12 protein-coding genes are annotated in these 15,585 nt (G+C 41.3%); 7 read left to right on the top strand and 5 right to left on the bottom strand.

Annotated elements, in window-relative coordinates; translation table 11 throughout:
* Window positions 1-132 precede the first annotated feature (132 nt).
* The gene (locus tag DABAL43B_RS12830; protein ID WP_079692755.1) at window positions 133-1,185 is read left to right on the top strand and encodes a 5'-nucleotidase; all 1,053 of its coding nucleotides are present in this window, start codon (window positions 133-135) and stop codon (window positions 1,183-1,185) included.
* A gap of 36 nt (window positions 1,186-1,221) precedes the next feature.
* Window positions 1,222-1,827, top strand: coding sequence for a rhomboid family intramembrane serine protease (locus DABAL43B_RS12825; protein ID WP_079692754.1), 606 nt, complete (start codon window positions 1,222-1,224; stop codon window positions 1,825-1,827).
* 81 nt (window positions 1,828-1,908) lie between these two features.
* Here DABAL43B_RS12825 and DABAL43B_RS12820 read toward each other — a convergent pair whose 3' ends face one another.
* The 3 genes from DABAL43B_RS12820 to DABAL43B_RS12810 all read right to left on the bottom strand — a co-directional run bounded on the left by DABAL43B_RS12820 (window position 1,909) and on the right by DABAL43B_RS12810 (window position 4,860).
* Window positions 1,909-2,454, bottom strand: coding sequence for a hypothetical protein (locus DABAL43B_RS12820; RefSeq protein ID WP_079692753.1), 546 nt, complete (start codon window positions 2,452-2,454; stop codon window positions 1,909-1,911).
* 272 nt (window positions 2,455-2,726) lie between these two features.
* Complete coding sequence (locus tag DABAL43B_RS12815) at window positions 2,727-4,595, bottom strand: sodium:solute symporter family protein (RefSeq protein WP_079692752.1); 1,869 nt, start codon at window positions 4,593-4,595, stop codon at window positions 2,727-2,729.
* 4 nt (window positions 4,596-4,599) lie between these two features.
* A complete protein-coding gene (locus tag DABAL43B_RS12810; protein WP_011514563.1) occupies window positions 4,600-4,860 on the bottom strand; it encodes a DUF4212 domain-containing protein in 261 nt (86 codons plus the stop codon).
* A gap of 1,034 nt (window positions 4,861-5,894) precedes the next feature.
* Here DABAL43B_RS12810 and DABAL43B_RS12805 point away from each other — a divergent pair.
* Window positions 5,895-7,391: an alanine/glycine:cation symporter family protein gene (locus DABAL43B_RS12805; RefSeq protein WP_079692751.1), complete on the top strand. Its 1,497-nt coding sequence runs from the start codon at window positions 5,895-5,897 to the stop codon at window positions 7,389-7,391.
* A gap of 142 nt (window positions 7,392-7,533) precedes the next feature.
* Here the strand turns inward: DABAL43B_RS12805 and DABAL43B_RS12800 are convergent, their stop codons facing one another.
* Complete coding sequence (locus tag DABAL43B_RS12800; RefSeq protein WP_171996398.1) at window positions 7,534-9,204, bottom strand: electron transfer flavoprotein-ubiquinone oxidoreductase; 1,671 nt, start codon at window positions 9,202-9,204, stop codon at window positions 7,534-7,536.
* A 617-nt stretch (window positions 9,205-9,821) separates the two neighbouring features.
* Here DABAL43B_RS12800 and DABAL43B_RS12795 point away from each other — a divergent pair.
* The 4 genes from DABAL43B_RS12795 (at window position 9,822) to DABAL43B_RS12780 (ending at window position 13,445) form a co-directional block, all read left to right on the top strand.
* Window positions 9,822-10,556 (top strand): DUF1285 domain-containing protein, encoded by a 735-nt coding sequence (locus DABAL43B_RS12795; RefSeq protein WP_079692750.1) that lies wholly within the window; start codon window positions 9,822-9,824, stop codon window positions 10,554-10,556.
* A gap of 147 nt (window positions 10,557-10,703) precedes the next feature.
* Window positions 10,704-11,693: a glutamate racemase gene (gene murI, locus DABAL43B_RS12790; protein WP_079692749.1), complete on the top strand. Its 990-nt coding sequence runs from the start codon at window positions 10,704-10,706 to the stop codon at window positions 11,691-11,693.
* Window positions 11,694-11,898: 205 nt separating this feature from the next.
* Window positions 11,899-12,927: a DUF4062 domain-containing protein gene (locus tag DABAL43B_RS12785; protein WP_227516694.1), complete on the top strand. Its 1,029-nt coding sequence runs from the start codon at window positions 11,899-11,901 to the stop codon at window positions 12,925-12,927.
* Window positions 12,928-13,145: 218 nt separating this feature from the next.
* On the top strand, window positions 13,146-13,445 hold the full coding sequence (locus DABAL43B_RS12780) for a hypothetical protein (protein WP_079692747.1): 300 nt from the start codon (window positions 13,146-13,148) through the stop codon (window positions 13,443-13,445).
* A gap of 334 nt (window positions 13,446-13,779) precedes the next feature.
* Here DABAL43B_RS12780 and DABAL43B_RS12775 read toward each other — a convergent pair whose 3' ends face one another.
* Window positions 13,780-15,279: a lytic murein transglycosylase gene (locus DABAL43B_RS12775; protein WP_079692746.1), complete on the bottom strand. Its 1,500-nt coding sequence runs from the start codon at window positions 15,277-15,279 to the stop codon at window positions 13,780-13,782.
* Window positions 15,280-15,585: the final 306 nt, after the last annotated feature.

Genomic DNA, 15,585 nt, shown 5'->3' with positions numbered 1-15,585 from the left:
CATTATAAGTTTTTAGAGATGTAGTAAACTCGATAAACCTTATTTACAGACCTTGTTTCTGTATTATTTCCATATGAATAACATGTTCATATAAATAACATCTTCACATAAAAATAGTTAAGTAGAATAATTATGGCAATCGATTTTAGTAATACTTTGATAGTCGCAATTTCTGCGACCGCTTTATTTGATTTATCGGCATCAGAAAACCATCTGTTAGATTTATTGCAGCAGCGACCTACCGAGGCGATCAAAGAGTTTCGTGACTATATGGCAGAGCGCGAAGATGATCCCCTGAGTATTGGCGCAGGCTATCCACTTATCAAAGCGCTTCTTCATTTAAATAACTATTGTGAGCATTGCTCTGATTCAGTATCAGGTATTGAAACGCCGTTAGTCGAGGTAGTTATTGTCTCAAAAAGCAGCCCTGATACCGGTATTCAAGTGCTCAATGCAATACGTGATCATGATCTAACTATCTCACGTTCAGCCTTTATATCAGGCAGTGCTGTTGCGCCTTATATTAAAGATTTTAATGTAGATTTGTTTTTGACGACCAATCGTGAGGACGCGCAGCAGGTTGCCGATGCTGATATTTGTGCCTGTGCGATATTAGATGCAACGCCAGTCAATACCTACGAGCTTGATACCAAGCAATTACGTATTGCTTTTGACGGTGATGCGGTGTTATTTGATGATTCAGGCGAGCTGCTTTATAAGCAAAAAGGGTTGCAGGCTTTTCATGACCGCGAGGCCCAAATGCGCGATTTACCGATAGAAAAAGGTCCGTATGCAGAACTGTTGATTAAGCTGTCCAAAATGCAAGAGCGTTTGCCTGCAAGCTTGGACTCTTGTCCTATGAAGATAGCATTAGTAACAGCACGTAATGCGCCAGCTGATCTGCGAGCTATCAAAACATTGCGTGATTGGGGCGTAGATCTTGATATGGCATTTTTTTTAGGAGGGCTTGAAAAGACTTCGGTACTAAAAACATTTGCTCCGCATATTTTCTTTGATGATTCGGTAAAACATATCGATGCGGCTCGTGGCTTTGTACCGACGGCATTGGTGCCTTATCATTCAACCTCGCTGTTACATGCCAATAGTGTTCTAACGGCTGATAAGGATGCGTCATCGTTATCTTTTAAACCAGTAAAAAACACGATGTTGACTGCAAGTCACTAATATACTTTTAATCAGATCAAGAGGATACAACAACAGATGAAGTGGCAGCAAGTGATGACGCTCGTGATTACCCGTTTCAAACAGGTTATTGGTTTATATGCTTTTGCCTTATTGCCAATGTGGGTAATGTTTTTTCTCAATGACACCGTATTTTTCGGCATATGGAATGTTTTTGGTATTGTGCCACGTACATTAGACGTGGGCAGTATGATCGGCGTTTTAGCTTCATGGACAATGCATGGTAACTTTGCCCATTTGCTAGGCAATACCTTGGTATTACTACAGATTTTATTTTTGTTTGGCTTATTTGAGAATAATGCTTATCGCACGATTCTTAAGCTTATTGTCGCCTCAGGCATGATGACTTGGTTGATAGCCTCGCCATTATCTATTCATATCGGTGCGTCAGGGCTATGTTTTGCGATGCTCGGTTATATGATAGGTGGGGCAGTGTTCGCAAGACGTTGGGGCTATTTGTTAGCTTGTATCGTGATGGGAGCAGGGTATTGGCTCACCATTAAGCAAGGCTTGATGCCGCAGCAAGGTATCTCGTTTGCGGCGCACTTCGGTGGTTTATGCGCCGGCTTATTGTTAGGTGCAAACTCGAAGCATGCTTATACAAGCATAACTAAGCGTGATTAATTTCTACTATTAGAACAATATCTTTAATATTAAAGAATAAGAAAAACGCTTCGTTAAATTAGTATTAACTTTACTATCTACTTATTTTTTGCTTAAGCAGACATTGATAAATAGAGGGTCATTTTTCTCTAATGGACGCCAAGCAGTCGTTTGTTTCACGTGCTCATCAATAGTTAGCTTACTGCCTTTTTCTTGTAGCACATAGTCGGCACGGGCAGGGGCGGCACAATCAATCACTTGCGGTACTTGCTGCACACTTCTACGTCTCTCAAACAAATATAAATTGACCAAATAAACATCTGGGTTATCCGCATTAGCACGAGCGTGTCCACTATCAGCCGCTATAAAGCGCAATGTTTGTGGTTTAACGTATGACCACGGGCGAAACCAAGTGCCTTCTTCAACTTTTTTGACGACATGAACACCTTCAGGGAGCTGTGCAACCTGTTGATCAAACCAGCTGTATTCTTGGCTTATTTGAAAGCCAAAGATACCGATCGCACCAAATAATGGAATAAGCCATCTTGGCGCTTTTTTACCTGCGAGTTTACTGAGGTGAGTTATGACAAGGGCTATTCCAGCTAAACCAAATCCAGCCGCTATGGTCGCGATAAACTCAAAAAGCATAATACTTTTCCTTAACGCCATCAGCGCATTTCATACCAATTATTAAAATAAAATTACATGTTCAAGTTTTTTTAAGCGCATTTATTATGGCAGTTATGCTCACCTTTCTCATCATTTTTACTTTGAAGAGGGGTGAATAAAACTATCATGATTGGATAAATAGTATTTAAAAAATACTCTATCACCAGATTGGGATAAAAAAATCACTCACAAGCAGCTGCTGCCTGTGAGTGATATATTATCGTAAAAGAGCAGATACTTCACTTGCTAGCTTAGTGGTCGATTGCGCCGCCAGCTCCACGTGGAGAACGTACGCTTTCAACGAGCTCTTGGATATGTAACGGTGGTGGAGCAGTCGCATAAGAAACAGCAAATGCTACGATAAAGTTAAGCAATGCACCAACCGCGCCAAATGATAGTGGCGAGATACCAAATAACCAGTATTCTTCAGTATCAGGGAAGTTGGCAGTACCAGTAATGAAGAACCAACCTTTGAAGACAAAGATATAAACTAAGATACTAATCAGACCCGTTAACATACCAGCGATAGCGCCAAGGTTGTTAATACGCTTAGAGAAAATACCCATCATCAATGCAGGGAACAGTGAGGCACCCGCAATACCAAAGGCTAATGCAACGACCTGTGCAGCAAATCCTGGTGGGTTAATACCCAACCATGTAGCAATCACAATCGCAATACCCATAGTGATACGCGCCACTTTTAGCTCGCCTGCATCAGTAATATTAGGATTGAGGTTACGTTTGATTAAATCATGACTGATCGCTGATGAAATAGCGAGTAGTAGGCCAGCTGCTGTTGATAGCGCTGCTGCCAAACCACCTGCGGCAATAAGACCAATAACCCAACCTGGTAGCTGTGCAATTTCTGGGTTAGCCAAGACTAAGATATCAGCATTGACATCAAGCTCGTTACCGGCCCAGCCTCTATCAACAAAGATACCATCACGTTCTAAAGCATGCTCAGCTTTTGCTTCTTCAACGGTAGTCGTTGCTGCTGCAACATCACCGCCATCAGTGGTAGCGGCAGCCAATGCAAGCTCTGCTGCACCAAGTCCACTATCAGCATATAACTGGATACGACCATCGTTGTTTAGATCGTTGTACTTAATAAGACCGGTATCTTCCCATGTTCTCATCCAGTCTGGACGTTGATCATATTCGATAGCAGGTGCATCAACACCTTGTGGATAAATGGTATCGATTAGGTTTAGACGCGCCATAGCACCTACCGCAGGTGCGGTGAAGTATAGTAGCGAGATAAATACCAATGTCCAACCAGCTGTCCAGCGTGCGTCAGCAACTTTAGGAACGGTGAAAAAGCGAATGATAACGTGCGGTAAACCCGCAGTACCAATCATGAGTGATAAAGTAAACAGCACCATGTTTAGCTTGTTAGGTACATCAGCGGTATAAGCGGTAAAGCCTAAGTCGACGACGATTTGATCAAGCTTGGTTAGGATAGGAATACCCGCTTCAACATGGTTTGAGAACAAACCAAGACCTGGAATCGGGTTGCCCGTCAACTCAAGTGAGATAAAGACTGCAGGAATTGTATAAGCGATCATTAGAACCACATACTGCGCAACCTGCGTGTAGGTAATCCCTTTCATACCGCCAAGTACCGCGTAGAAGAATACAACAACAGCCGCAATAATCAGACCAGTGGTGTTATCAACTTCTAAGAAGCGTGAGAATGCCACACCAGCACCCGTCATCTGACCGATAACATAAGTGGTTGAAGCAATAATCAAACAGACAACTGCAATCATAGCAGCAGTCTTAGAATAAAAACGGTCACCAATGAAATCAGGAACCGTGAACTTACCAAATTTACGTAGGTAAGGTGCTAGGAGCATGGCCAGTAGTACATAACCACCTGTCCAGCCCATCAAATAAGTTGATGCAGCATAACCACCGGTTGCAATAATACCTGCCATTGAGATAAATGACGCAGCACTCATCCAGTCAGCAGCCGTTGCCATACCGTTCATTACTGGATGCACACCGCCGCCAGCAACATAGAACTCACTAGTCGAACCTGCACGTGCCCACCAAGCGATACCGAAGTATAAAGCGAAGGATAGACCTACAAAAATAATATTAATCGTAAATTGACTCATAGGACTATTCCTCGTCTACACCATATTGTTTATCGAGTTTATTCATGCGCCATGCATAGAAGAAGATTAAGGCGATAAATACTATAAGGGCACCTTGTTGTGCAAACCAAAAGCTTATATCAGTACCACCTATCCTAATACCTGACAATAATGGACGTAGCAAGATGCCAAAACCATAAGAGACTAAAGCCCAAATGACGAGGCTAACTTTAATGAGACGGAGATTGGCGCGCCAATAACCTGATGAATCGTTGTGGTTCTCCATAGGACAACTCCTTTTGCCTAACATAAAAATAAGGTTACTAATTTGAGCCTGACTTGTCAGTATAAGTAACCCAAAGTTATCAAACACATAAGCAAACTTTTATCAGTGAAATTGATACAAAAATTGATGTTGATTTGCTTAGTATTACTAAAAATTGCACTGTAAATTAATGGTATTAATTGCCTAAAACCGAAATATCTAACAAGGTGTATTGGTTATGGCTTTATTAAATTTATAGTAGGTGAATATGGATATTCATGGAGGAGGGTCGGTGTTGGCTGACAATCCTCTGTCTTATTATCTTCATCTTCCTGATGATATTGTTTTAGTACTTAAACTTTTTATTCATGCCTATCAGTATTGCAAGGGATATTTGTGAACTTATTAGGAATATATACAATATTGATCTAATTAACAATAAATAAATTTAATTTACTTTATGTAACTAAATATTTGCTTCGTAGAAACTATGGCTGACTTATGTTAGTGAAAGTTGTTAAAGCAACCAATGTTACTAGGATAACATGCCAAGACCTTATTTATACTAAGGATTTAATTTTATAGACATATTAAGATTTATTAGTAATAAAGAGCATTTATTTCAGAAATATTATTAATAAACCGATTAATAAATGTGATGACACAGGTTATTTATATTTAAATAGGGTTTATGTAAATAAAAACTGAAATTAATATATAAAATCCAGTCTTAAAAGTTTTTTATAAAAAATTACTTATAAAAATAATTTTTCATTATTTAATGTAATACCTTCCAAAAGTTTAGAAGTATGTATTGATAAAAATGCAGGTTTGAAACAGTTAAATAGCATCAAATATCATGGTAGTCAGTTAAAATGTTGCACCACGATATTGGTGATTTACTTTGCCACTATATTGAGCAGATATTAAATGGTTATAGATAGTCAGTGATCTTAATAAGAGACATTGAGATATTGAAAATGCAAATAAATCGTTAATCATATCAATCTATAAAATATGCTAAAAGCATAAAATGTAAGTGAGGGGAAGGTACTATGGGCGAAGGGCTAATAGGTTGGTTTGATAGCATCGTTAGTTATGGTGTTAGTATAATTTGGGGCAATAATGATTGGCTGATCGCCAGCAATCCATGGTATGGACTACTGATGTTCGTCTTGATTGGCGCGGGTCTTTATTTTACCGTTGCGACGCGTTTTATCCAGTTTCGTCACTTTGGGCATATGTGGGCGTTATTGCGTACTTCCAACCAAGGGCGTAAAGATGGCGGCATCAGCTCATTTGAAGCATTGATGACCTCGCTTGCCGCGCGTGTTGGTACTGGTAACTTAGCGGGGGTCGCAATTGCTATTTACCTTGGTGGTCCTGGGGCTGTATTTTGGATGTGGATGACGGCAATCGTCGGCATGTCGACCAGTTTCATTGAATCCACTTTAGCTCAGGCATATAAAGTGCCGCATACCGATAATGTGTATCGCGGTGGACCGGCTTATTATATTGAAAAAGGCTTGGGTAAGCGCTGGCTTGCGATATTTTTCTCGCTTTGTTTGCTGGTTGCTTTTGGCTTGGCATTCAACGGTGTGCAGTCAAACACCATTGCACAGGCGACCAATGAAGCGTTTGGTATTCCAACATGGATGACAGGCTTAGTATTGGTAGCGCTGGTGGCACCAGTAGTGTTCGGTGGCTTACGCTCGGTTGCGCGTATCGCAGGTAAAGTCGTTCCAGTCATGGCAATTTTATATATTTTACTGGCGCTATATATTATTGTTACCAATTTTAGTGAGTTCCCAGCAGCGATTGTATTGATTGTAAAATCAGCATTTGGCTTTGAGCAAGCGGCGGGCGGTGTGATTGGTTATGGTATTGCGCAAGCGATGATTAACGGTATTAAGCGTGGTCTATTCTCGAACGAAGCAGGTATGGGATCAGCACCTAATGCCGCAGCAACAGCAAAAAGCCATCCTGATCATCCAGCGGTGCAAGGATTTATGCAGATGCTGGGTGTGTTTATGGATACATTGGTTATCTGTACAGCGACCGCCGCCATTATTATTCTCTCTGGTGTGGTTGACCCTAGTGTTGAACAAGAAGGTATTCAGTTGACGCAGTTAGCATTGTCGCAGTATGTGGGTGATATGGGCGTTATCTTCGTTGCGATTGCTATTTTCTTCTTCTCGTTTACCTCTATCATCGCCAATTATAGTTATGGCGAGTCAAATCTTGAATTTATCTCTGGTGCCAAAAACGCCAAAGTGATGATCATGATATTCCGCTTTATGGTGCTTGGCATGGTATTCATCGGTGCCATCGCAAGTCTTCCTACTATCTGGAACTTTGCTGACTTATCAATGGGTCTAATGGCATTGGTCAACTTGACGGCTATTCTCATCTTGTCACCGGTAGCACTGAGAATATTACGTGACTACGAGCGTCAGATTAAAGAGGGCAAAACAGGTGAACAAATTAAATTCAATCCCGATGATTTTGTGAAGCTTAAAGACGAAGCCAATCGTGATGCATGGAGCGATTAACAGCCTGATTAAAAAATAAATTAAAATAAGCTGTTATAAATTTTATATAAATAAAAACCGCCCTTATTGCTAAGGGCGGTTTTTTTTGGAGCGTTTTCTTAAAAGCAGCGTTTTCTTAAAAAATAACTATCTAAATCATGTTTTACATGTTTGGATAATTAGGACCACCGCCGCCTTCTGGCGTTACCCAAGTGATGTTCTGCGAAGGATCTTTGATATCACAAGTTTTACAATGCACACAGTTCTGCGCATTGATGACAAACTTGGCCCCTTCAGCATCTTTCACCACTTCATAAACACCAGCTGGACAGAATAAACGTGCTGGCTCAGCATATAATGGTAGGTTAATTGAAATAGGAACGGTGGCATCAGTCATTTTTAAATGTGTTGGCTGATCTTCAGCATGGTTGGTATTTGAGATAAATACCGACGATAACTTATCAAACGTCAGCTTACCGTCAGGCTTAGGATATTCTGGCTGATAGGCGTGCTCTGCGCGCTCTAACTGGTCATAATCATATAAGTTATCATGAATGGTCAACGGCATTTTGCCGCCCATCAAGTTTTGTTCGATAAAGTTGAAAGCGCCACCCATCCATTGACCCATGCGATGCATAGCTGGGGCAAAGTTACGCGCTTCATAATTATCTTGATATAACCAAGATTCTTTATACATAGTAGTGAAGGTCACTACTTCGTCATGTTGGCGGTCGGCTTGTAGTGCTTCAAAGATCGCTTCGGCTGCTAACATGCCTGACTTTATTGAAGTATGCGTGCCTTTGATTTTGGCAGAGTTTAAGAACCCAGCGTCGTCACCTACCAACACACCACCTGGGAAGGTGAATTTTGGTAAAGAGTTAAGGCCACCTTTAGTGAGTGAGCGCGCCCCATAAGAAAGACGTTTGCCACCTTCTAAAATGTTGCGAATAACCGGATGTAATTTTAAACGCTGTAATTCATCAAACGGTGACATGTAAGGGTTAGAGTAAGAAAGATCAATAACAACACCAAAGCTAACTTGGTTATTTTCATCGAAGTACAGCCACCAGCCACCAGAAGATCCGGTATCAGTCAACGGCCAACCTGAGCCATGCATGACGACGCCTTGCTCATGTTTTTCGGGTTTAATGTCCCACAGCTCTTTAATGCCGATAGCGTAATGTTGGGGATCGCAATCTTTATCAAGGTTAAAGCGGCTGATTAGGCGCTTGCCTAAGTGACCACGAGAGCCTTCGGCAAAGATAGTATATTTAGCCAGTAGCTCATAGCCGGGCTCAAAGCTTGGCTTGGCATCTCCACTTGCCGCTACACCCATATCGCCAGTCAACACCCCTTTCACTGAGCCATCATCGTTATATAAGATGTCGGCAGCAGGGAAGCCTGGGAACATCATGACTTCTAGCTCTTCGGCTTGAACCGCTAACCAGCGAACGACATTACCCAATGATGCAATATAATTGCCTTCGTTGTGCAAGCTGGCTGGAATAATGGAGTCCATAAGCTTGGTTGATTTAGTCGCTGACCTTAACATGTACACGCGATCTTCAATCACTGGCACGTTAAGCGGTGCACCTTTGGCTTTCCAATCAGGTATCAGCTCGTCTAAGGCTCGCGGTTCCATAACTGCACCGGATAAGATATGAGCACCAAACTCAGAGCCTTTTTCGACCACAGCGACCATGAATTCGTCGTTGCCTGCTGCGATAGCAAGCTGGCGTAGACGGATGGCAGCAGAGAGACCGGCAGGTCCACCACCCACGATGATGACATCAAACTCCATCGATTCGCGTTCAATCTCGGGTTCCGCCACCATAGGCTGTACTACGGGCTCAGGTTTTTTTTCTATCACTACTGCTACTGTCTCAGCAGCCGGTTCTTTCACGGCAAGCTCTTCAGCTGGCACTTCTGCTATCACAGCTACTGGCTCTGCTGTCTCTAGATTTGCCATCTCTGTCGTTACTGGTGTATCAGTAGTCACAGTGTCACCATCAATGACTGGCATTTGATTGTCTTGCTCTTGCATACCTACTCCTAAACTTTTAGTGGCTTGTCTCAGGGCATCATTAGCTTAACAAGTGAATAATAAGGTTTGCAGCGCTAACTTTACTCAGACATATGGCTGCCCGATAAAAATGGTCTTTGCGACATCAATTGACGACGTTATTGTGAAAGGATTTTCTTAAAAAATCTCAATACATAACGTAAAATGTGTCATTAACACGATACCCACTAGACCATTTTAAATAAGAAATCATTACTTATTATAAAAGAAAAGTCCCACAAACACGATACGCATTTATAGCCATCAGTGTTAAGGTAATGTGGATGTAGTGAGGGCGTAATGACGATGTTGTTTCATCATACCCGAAACTAAAATTTATAGTAATAACAGATTTGCCAAACTTTGATTACTACGTAAAGGATTCTACGATGAATGACAATAATAAAAGCGTCGATGCGACTAGTAAATATGGTGCTGAAGCCCCAAGCGATATGCTATCTGAGCTAAATAATGTGGATGCGCTTAGCCAATATTTTAAGTCTGCAGCAGGAACACGCGAAGGACGCGCCATACCACCACTAGAAAAATGGCACCCTGAACAAGTTGCTGATATGGATTTGATTATCAAGGCCAATGGTGAATGGTGGCATGAAGGGGGGCATATGACCCGAGAGTCATTAGTCAATTTGTTTGCCACTATTTTATGGAAAGAAGAGAATAATGGCACCGTTGAGTATTTTTTGAAGACCCCAGTACAAAAACTTCGTATTCAAGTTGAAGATGCACCGCTACTCATCAATGATGTTGGTATCGTTAATGAAAATGATACCAGTTGGTTGGAATTCACGACGACCACTGGTGATGTTGCACGTTTAGATGATGAGCATCTTATCAGCTTAAATACTTATATAGCTGACGGTAATAGTGAAACTAATAATGCTAATAGCCATGAAGAAAACAATCATGAAGAAAACAAGCGCTCAGAAACCGAGGCGCAAATACGTCCTTATATGACAGTTCGAAATGGTTTAACGGCGCTTATTGGTCGTAATGCATTCTATCATTTGACCGACATTGGCGAATTGACAGAGCGCGATGGTGAGACGATACTAACCCTGCAAAGTGGGGGTAAATCTTATCAGTTATCGATGCCAGCTGGGTGAAAATGAGGCTTTGCTCATTAATGCCATTTATTCAAGTTTCTAATATTCACGTTTCTAGCGTTTAAGTTTCTAGCCTTTCAATAATTGACACCTTTATCAGTAGTATGAGTAGGACAATATTTATATGAAAACGGCGGTAAAATAAAAATGAAAATTGCCGCAAATACAGTGGCTAGTATGATCGATATACGTTCAATAGTCGCTAATAGCGATACTGTTGAAAAAACGGTACTCAATAGCGACGTGACGAAAAAGACGGTTAATAAAGACCGTAACGCTCCAATTGGTTTATTTGATTCTGGGATTGGCGGTTTGTCTGTTTATCTGCACTTAGCCCAGCAGTTGCCGAATGAGCGCTACGTTTATTATGCTGATACCTTACATGTGCCGTATGGCAACCGTGATAGTGAAGATATCAAAGCGTTGACACTGGCAGCGGTAGAATGGCTGTATCAACAAGATTGTAAGCTCATCGTTATTGCTTGTAATAGTGCCTCTGCTTATGCGTTAGAAACCGCAAGAGACTATTATCCGCAGCTGCCTATTGTGGGTTTGGTACCAGCACTAAAGCCTGCCGTACTGGCGAGTAAAAGTGGTCATGTCGCGGTATTGGCAACCAAAGCGACTTTAAACGGTGCGTTACTTAATGACGTTATCACTAGTATTGCCAGTCCTAACGCTACAATCGTCACCAAGTATTTCGATCCGCAATTGGTACCTTGGGTAGAGTTAGGTATGCCAGAGGATAGTGAAACTGCTCAGCGTCTACGCCAGCAATTACAAGTATTTGCTGAAGATGGGGTAGATCAGTTGGTGCTAGGTTGTACTCATTATCCGTTTTTTAAGTCTTTTTTATTGCAAGAAATTGCAGAGCATCAGCTGTCGATGGACGTTGTCGATTCAGGGCAAGCGATCGCTGAGCGCGTCAAGCAGTTACTGCTGACAAACCAGCTGTCAGCATTGCCTACAGACAGTTTAGATGGAAATGCCCTAGAGAGTAATGATACAACGATGATAAATACTCAGCTGCCGTTGACCTTTTATGCGACCAAATATAATCAAAAACTGGCTTTATTAATACGGCGCTTACTTGGCGAGGAAACACATTTACAATATTATGTTTCCTCTAAATATTAGCGCCCTCTCAATCTTAGTGTGGACTGTCGACATGATTAATATGAATACAGCTGTTATAATCCCGTATTACGTTAGTGGTATTAGAAATAAACTGAACGCATTTCAGCAAGATTATGCTAGGCTAGTATTTGCTAAGCAGAATATTTAAATTGTGTCTTATTCTATATCAATTTATGTGACTACCTAACTAAGCTTAGAGGTGAGTGTGCCAAACCGTCGCTATCATATTCACGTCATATGCGCTGACAACGACCAGTTGTTGGTCTTGGATAGTGTTGCGGTATTTTTTCAAGCGCGAGCCTTTTTAACCTATGACGTTTCTAGTAAATTGCCAAAAGCGTCGCTATATGGTCGCCAATGTATTGATGCTTGTGATTATGCGTTGATGATTATTGGTGACAGCTATGGTACTGCGCAAAATACCGGTGTGAGTCAAATGCATTTGAGTTATTTAAATGCTAAAGCTAAGCTCAAGCCTTTACTGATATTGGTTAAGAAGCATCATAGCGATGCCATTATCAGCCGGCAATTGAATGAGTTTACCAGTACCGTTATCAAAAAAGCCGATAAGATTTATTATTATGAAACAGAAAATGACATCGAATCATTACTGGTTCAGGCTTACTATAAGATGGTTGCCAATCATGAAGTAAGTGATGGCTGGGTAAGAGTTGGTGACGAAGCATTGATGAAATCTAATAAACCAGCTGTCTCTGAAGAAGCGGCTAATATCTTATCTACTGGCAAAGTTACTAAGCAAGCTGATTCTGTCGTCCCTAATCATCTGATGCCTGATAGTGTCAGCAAACCAATCGTATTAACAGAAACCTTCGAGATTCAATATAAAGCCCAAGCTTATGAGGGTGGCAACTTAACGGACGTGACGAGATCAATGTTATTGACGTGGCAAGAGGTGTTAATCGCTCTAATAAAGATACCGGCTACTTTTTCAAGCTATGGTTTACAAAGCGCTATCAATCGTTTAGTCGCAACCAGAGCTGAGCCGGATATCAAGAGAGAGATGCCAAACGTCCATGCTGTATCACGCTGTCAAATTTCTCAAGATGACTTAAACCAATTACAGCGTCAATTGGTTGCTGCCAATTGGATACAATTAACGACTTATGGCACTCGGGTAACACAAGAGCTTTGGAAATTAACCTTTTATGCAAAAGGATTGCTTGTAGAAAAGAAGCCAACGACAGAGAACCCAAGACCTTTACCCCTGACCTAGATTATATCGTCAATTGTTTTGCTTATAAATTTTATGTCTATGTCTATGATTATGATGATATGCATATTTATGGTTTTGTTCTATGCTGATAACTTTTGGGCTATGGCTACGTTTTGTAATACAAAGCATACGTCGCAACGGTTGTGAATATATTTAAGACCGGTGATAATAAATAGGATAAGCACATAATAATACTGAATAATTAGGGAGAGTAGACAATGAGTAATGCTAAAAACGATGCACTAAAGAATGAATTGAATAGCTTAGAAGAAACCATGCACGCGGCAAACCAGTTTCATACGCTAGAAGAACAAGTAGCAGATATGAAGCGCCGCGGCATTGATCCTACCCAAGCCTATAAGGATTTAGATAGAAAAGAAGAAGATGCGGATTGGGGCGATAAGACATGGAAAGAAAATGGCAAATGGGAGCCAAAAACCCCTGCTGACTTAGATGATAAAGCTCGTGAAAACTGGGATGGTGAAAATGGTAAACCCAATCCACCACCCATTGTCTAATAATTGTTTAGTAGTTTTTTAGTAGCATTATTTTTACCAATTCTACTAAATTGAGTTAAGCACGGGTTTATTAGCAAGCATTTATTAACTAACGATTCGATTGCACTGATAGTCACAAACAAAAAGCCACGCTCATTAGCGTGGCTTTTTGTTTGAACAACTGATGATAATGATTATAAATACTATAATTAGAATACTTCAAAAACAATGCAGTGCTGCTGGAATGAGTTTTTTAAAGCCTCGGTCACACTTACGAACAGCAAGCTAGAAAAATTCATATCAGTAGCATGGGGCTATCAGCGTATCGATTTTGCTATGTCCTAACTATATCAGGTTATGAGCCTTCGTCAACACGCACTAGCTTTATAGCACCATCAGCCCCAGTCACACGGCGATAGCGCGTGTTGCTTGATGTCGATGGCGTAACGGCTGTTGGTCGCGTTGATGGTTGAGATGAATAGCTGTTCGGTGCGCTGCTTTGCTGTTGAATCAGCTGACCCATGCGGTCTGCAGGCGCTGGATTCAAAGGACGACTATTTGTTGGTTGTCCATATTGATTGCCATATTGGTTACCAGAATTAGAGCTGCTAGGAGCAGAGTTCCCAACGATTAAGCGGTGAAATTTCTGTCCTGCGCGTCCATCAGCAGGGAATATGCCGCGACTAGATTGATATTGCATGATAGCAGTGCGGGTATTATCACCTATGATGCCATCAACCTCACCGATATCGTAGCCAGCATTCAATAGTGCTTGCTGAATATCTCTGGATTCTTGGCGACCAATACCAGGGTCATCTGTCGGCCAAGCCGTGATAAAGTCCGTTTTACTGCTATTTTCTTTAGTAATCAGATCCGATAAATGAGCAATAGCTAGTGCATAGCTTTCTGATGCATTGTAGGAATAAAAAGTATCAAAGTTTTTACCGACTAAAAACGCGGGACCGTCTTTACCCGCTGGTAATAATAATCCTGCACTGCTTAAGTTAGAAGGTAATGAGCTACCATTAGCAAGCGTTAAGCCTTGATTGCGCCAGTGGCTGATAGACTTTTTATCTTTACGGTTGGACGCTGCCCAAAATCCGCTAGGTAGCTTGACTTCATAACCCCATGGCTCACCTGAGCGGTAGCCACGTTTATCTAAGAAGTTTGCCGTAGAGGCGAGCGCATCAGGGACACTATTGACCAAGTCACGGCGACCATCACCATCGAAGTCGACAGCCAACTCTAAAAAAGTGCTCGGCATAAACTGCGTCTGCCCAAAGGCACCTGCCCATGAGCCAGTCATATCACTTGGCGCAATATCGCCATTTTGCACAATTTTTAGGGCATTTGCATACTCGCCTTGAAAGTAGCTTTGACGACGGTCAAAGCAAGAGAGTGTCGCTAATGATTCAAATAAAGGTTTTTTGCCCAATGTTTTTCCAAAATTGGACTCTACACCCCAAACGCCTAATACGTGCTCAGGTTTGACGCCATAGCGTGATTCAATTTGACGCAAGGTATCTGCCCACTGACGCTTGGCACGGATACCATCTTCTACTCGTTCCGTGTCAACGAGTGATGACAGGTAATCCCAAACGTCTTTTTGAAATTCAGGTTGATAGTTTAATGATTGAATGACACTAGGATCAGGCTGTGTCGGTCGATAGTTGTTAAAAGTAAAGCTATCGACACCGCGGAACTTGCTAGAGCTTTTTAAACCATCGAGACACTGTTGAAATTGAGCATTAGATAAGTTTGGTGCTTCTGGCTTGGCAGCTTGAGCGGTGCTGGCCAGACTTAAACCAATGGCTGCCGTCAATAAAGATAAAGTGGACAAATGAGTCAAGCGCATGAAAATATCCTATAAACATAAGTAATGGTAATGGTAATGGCAAGGCCAAAAATAAAATCAAGGATCAATATGATGAGATTGGTTTAGAGTAACCAATCTAAATAATAAAGAAAAGCTATAGACGCAACTGGTTACTATAAGCTGACGTAGGTGTAAGGTTGAAAGAGGGTTTTGGTATAAGAATAAGGCTATTTCTTAAAACAATAGCATTCCTCACATTCATCTTAAATTGATATACTGTTAATAATACTATGTAATTTAAAGATAAACTCAAGCTATAAAATTAGAGAGATTGAACTAATAATT

Origin of the sequence: Psychrobacter sp. DAB_AL43B (genome assembly GCF_900168255.1) — a bacterium.
Classification (GTDB): domain Bacteria; phylum Pseudomonadota; class Gammaproteobacteria; order Pseudomonadales; family Moraxellaceae; genus Psychrobacter.
This window is presented reverse-complemented; position numbering and strand designations above follow the sequence as displayed.

Excerpts from the sequence above, each read along its gene's own strand:
- DABAL43B_RS12830 (WP_079692755.1), top strand. The coding sequence starts at position 133 with ATGGCAATCGATTTTAGTAATACTTTGATAGTCGCAATTTCTGCGACC.
- DABAL43B_RS12825 (WP_079692754.1), top strand. The coding sequence starts at position 1,222 with ATGAAGTGGCAGCAAGTGATGACGCTCGTGATTACCCGTTTCAAACAG.
- DABAL43B_RS12820 (WP_079692753.1), bottom strand. The coding sequence starts at position 2,454 with ATGCTTTTTGAGTTTATCGCGACCATAGCGGCTGGATTTGGTTTAGCT.
- DABAL43B_RS12815 (WP_079692752.1), bottom strand. The coding sequence starts at position 4,595 with ATGAGTCAATTTACGATTAATATTATTTTTGTAGGTCTATCCTTCGCT.
- DABAL43B_RS12810 (WP_011514563.1), bottom strand. The coding sequence starts at position 4,860 with ATGGAGAACCACAACGATTCATCAGGTTATTGGCGCGCCAATCTCCGT.
- DABAL43B_RS12805 (WP_079692751.1), top strand. The coding sequence starts at position 5,895 with ATGGGCGAAGGGCTAATAGGTTGGTTTGATAGCATCGTTAGTTATGGT.
- DABAL43B_RS12800 (WP_171996398.1), bottom strand. The coding sequence starts at position 9,204 with ATGGTGGCGGAACCCGAGATTGAACGCGAATCGATGGAGTTTGATGTC.
- DABAL43B_RS12795 (WP_079692750.1), top strand. The coding sequence starts at position 9,822 with ATGAATGACAATAATAAAAGCGTCGATGCGACTAGTAAATATGGTGCT.
- murI (WP_079692749.1), top strand. The coding sequence starts at position 10,704 with ATGAAAATTGCCGCAAATACAGTGGCTAGTATGATCGATATACGTTCA.
- DABAL43B_RS12780 (WP_079692747.1), top strand. The coding sequence starts at position 13,146 with ATGAGTAATGCTAAAAACGATGCACTAAAGAATGAATTGAATAGCTTA.
- DABAL43B_RS12775 (WP_079692746.1), bottom strand. The coding sequence starts at position 15,279 with ATGCGCTTGACTCATTTGTCCACTTTATCTTTATTGACGGCAGCCATT.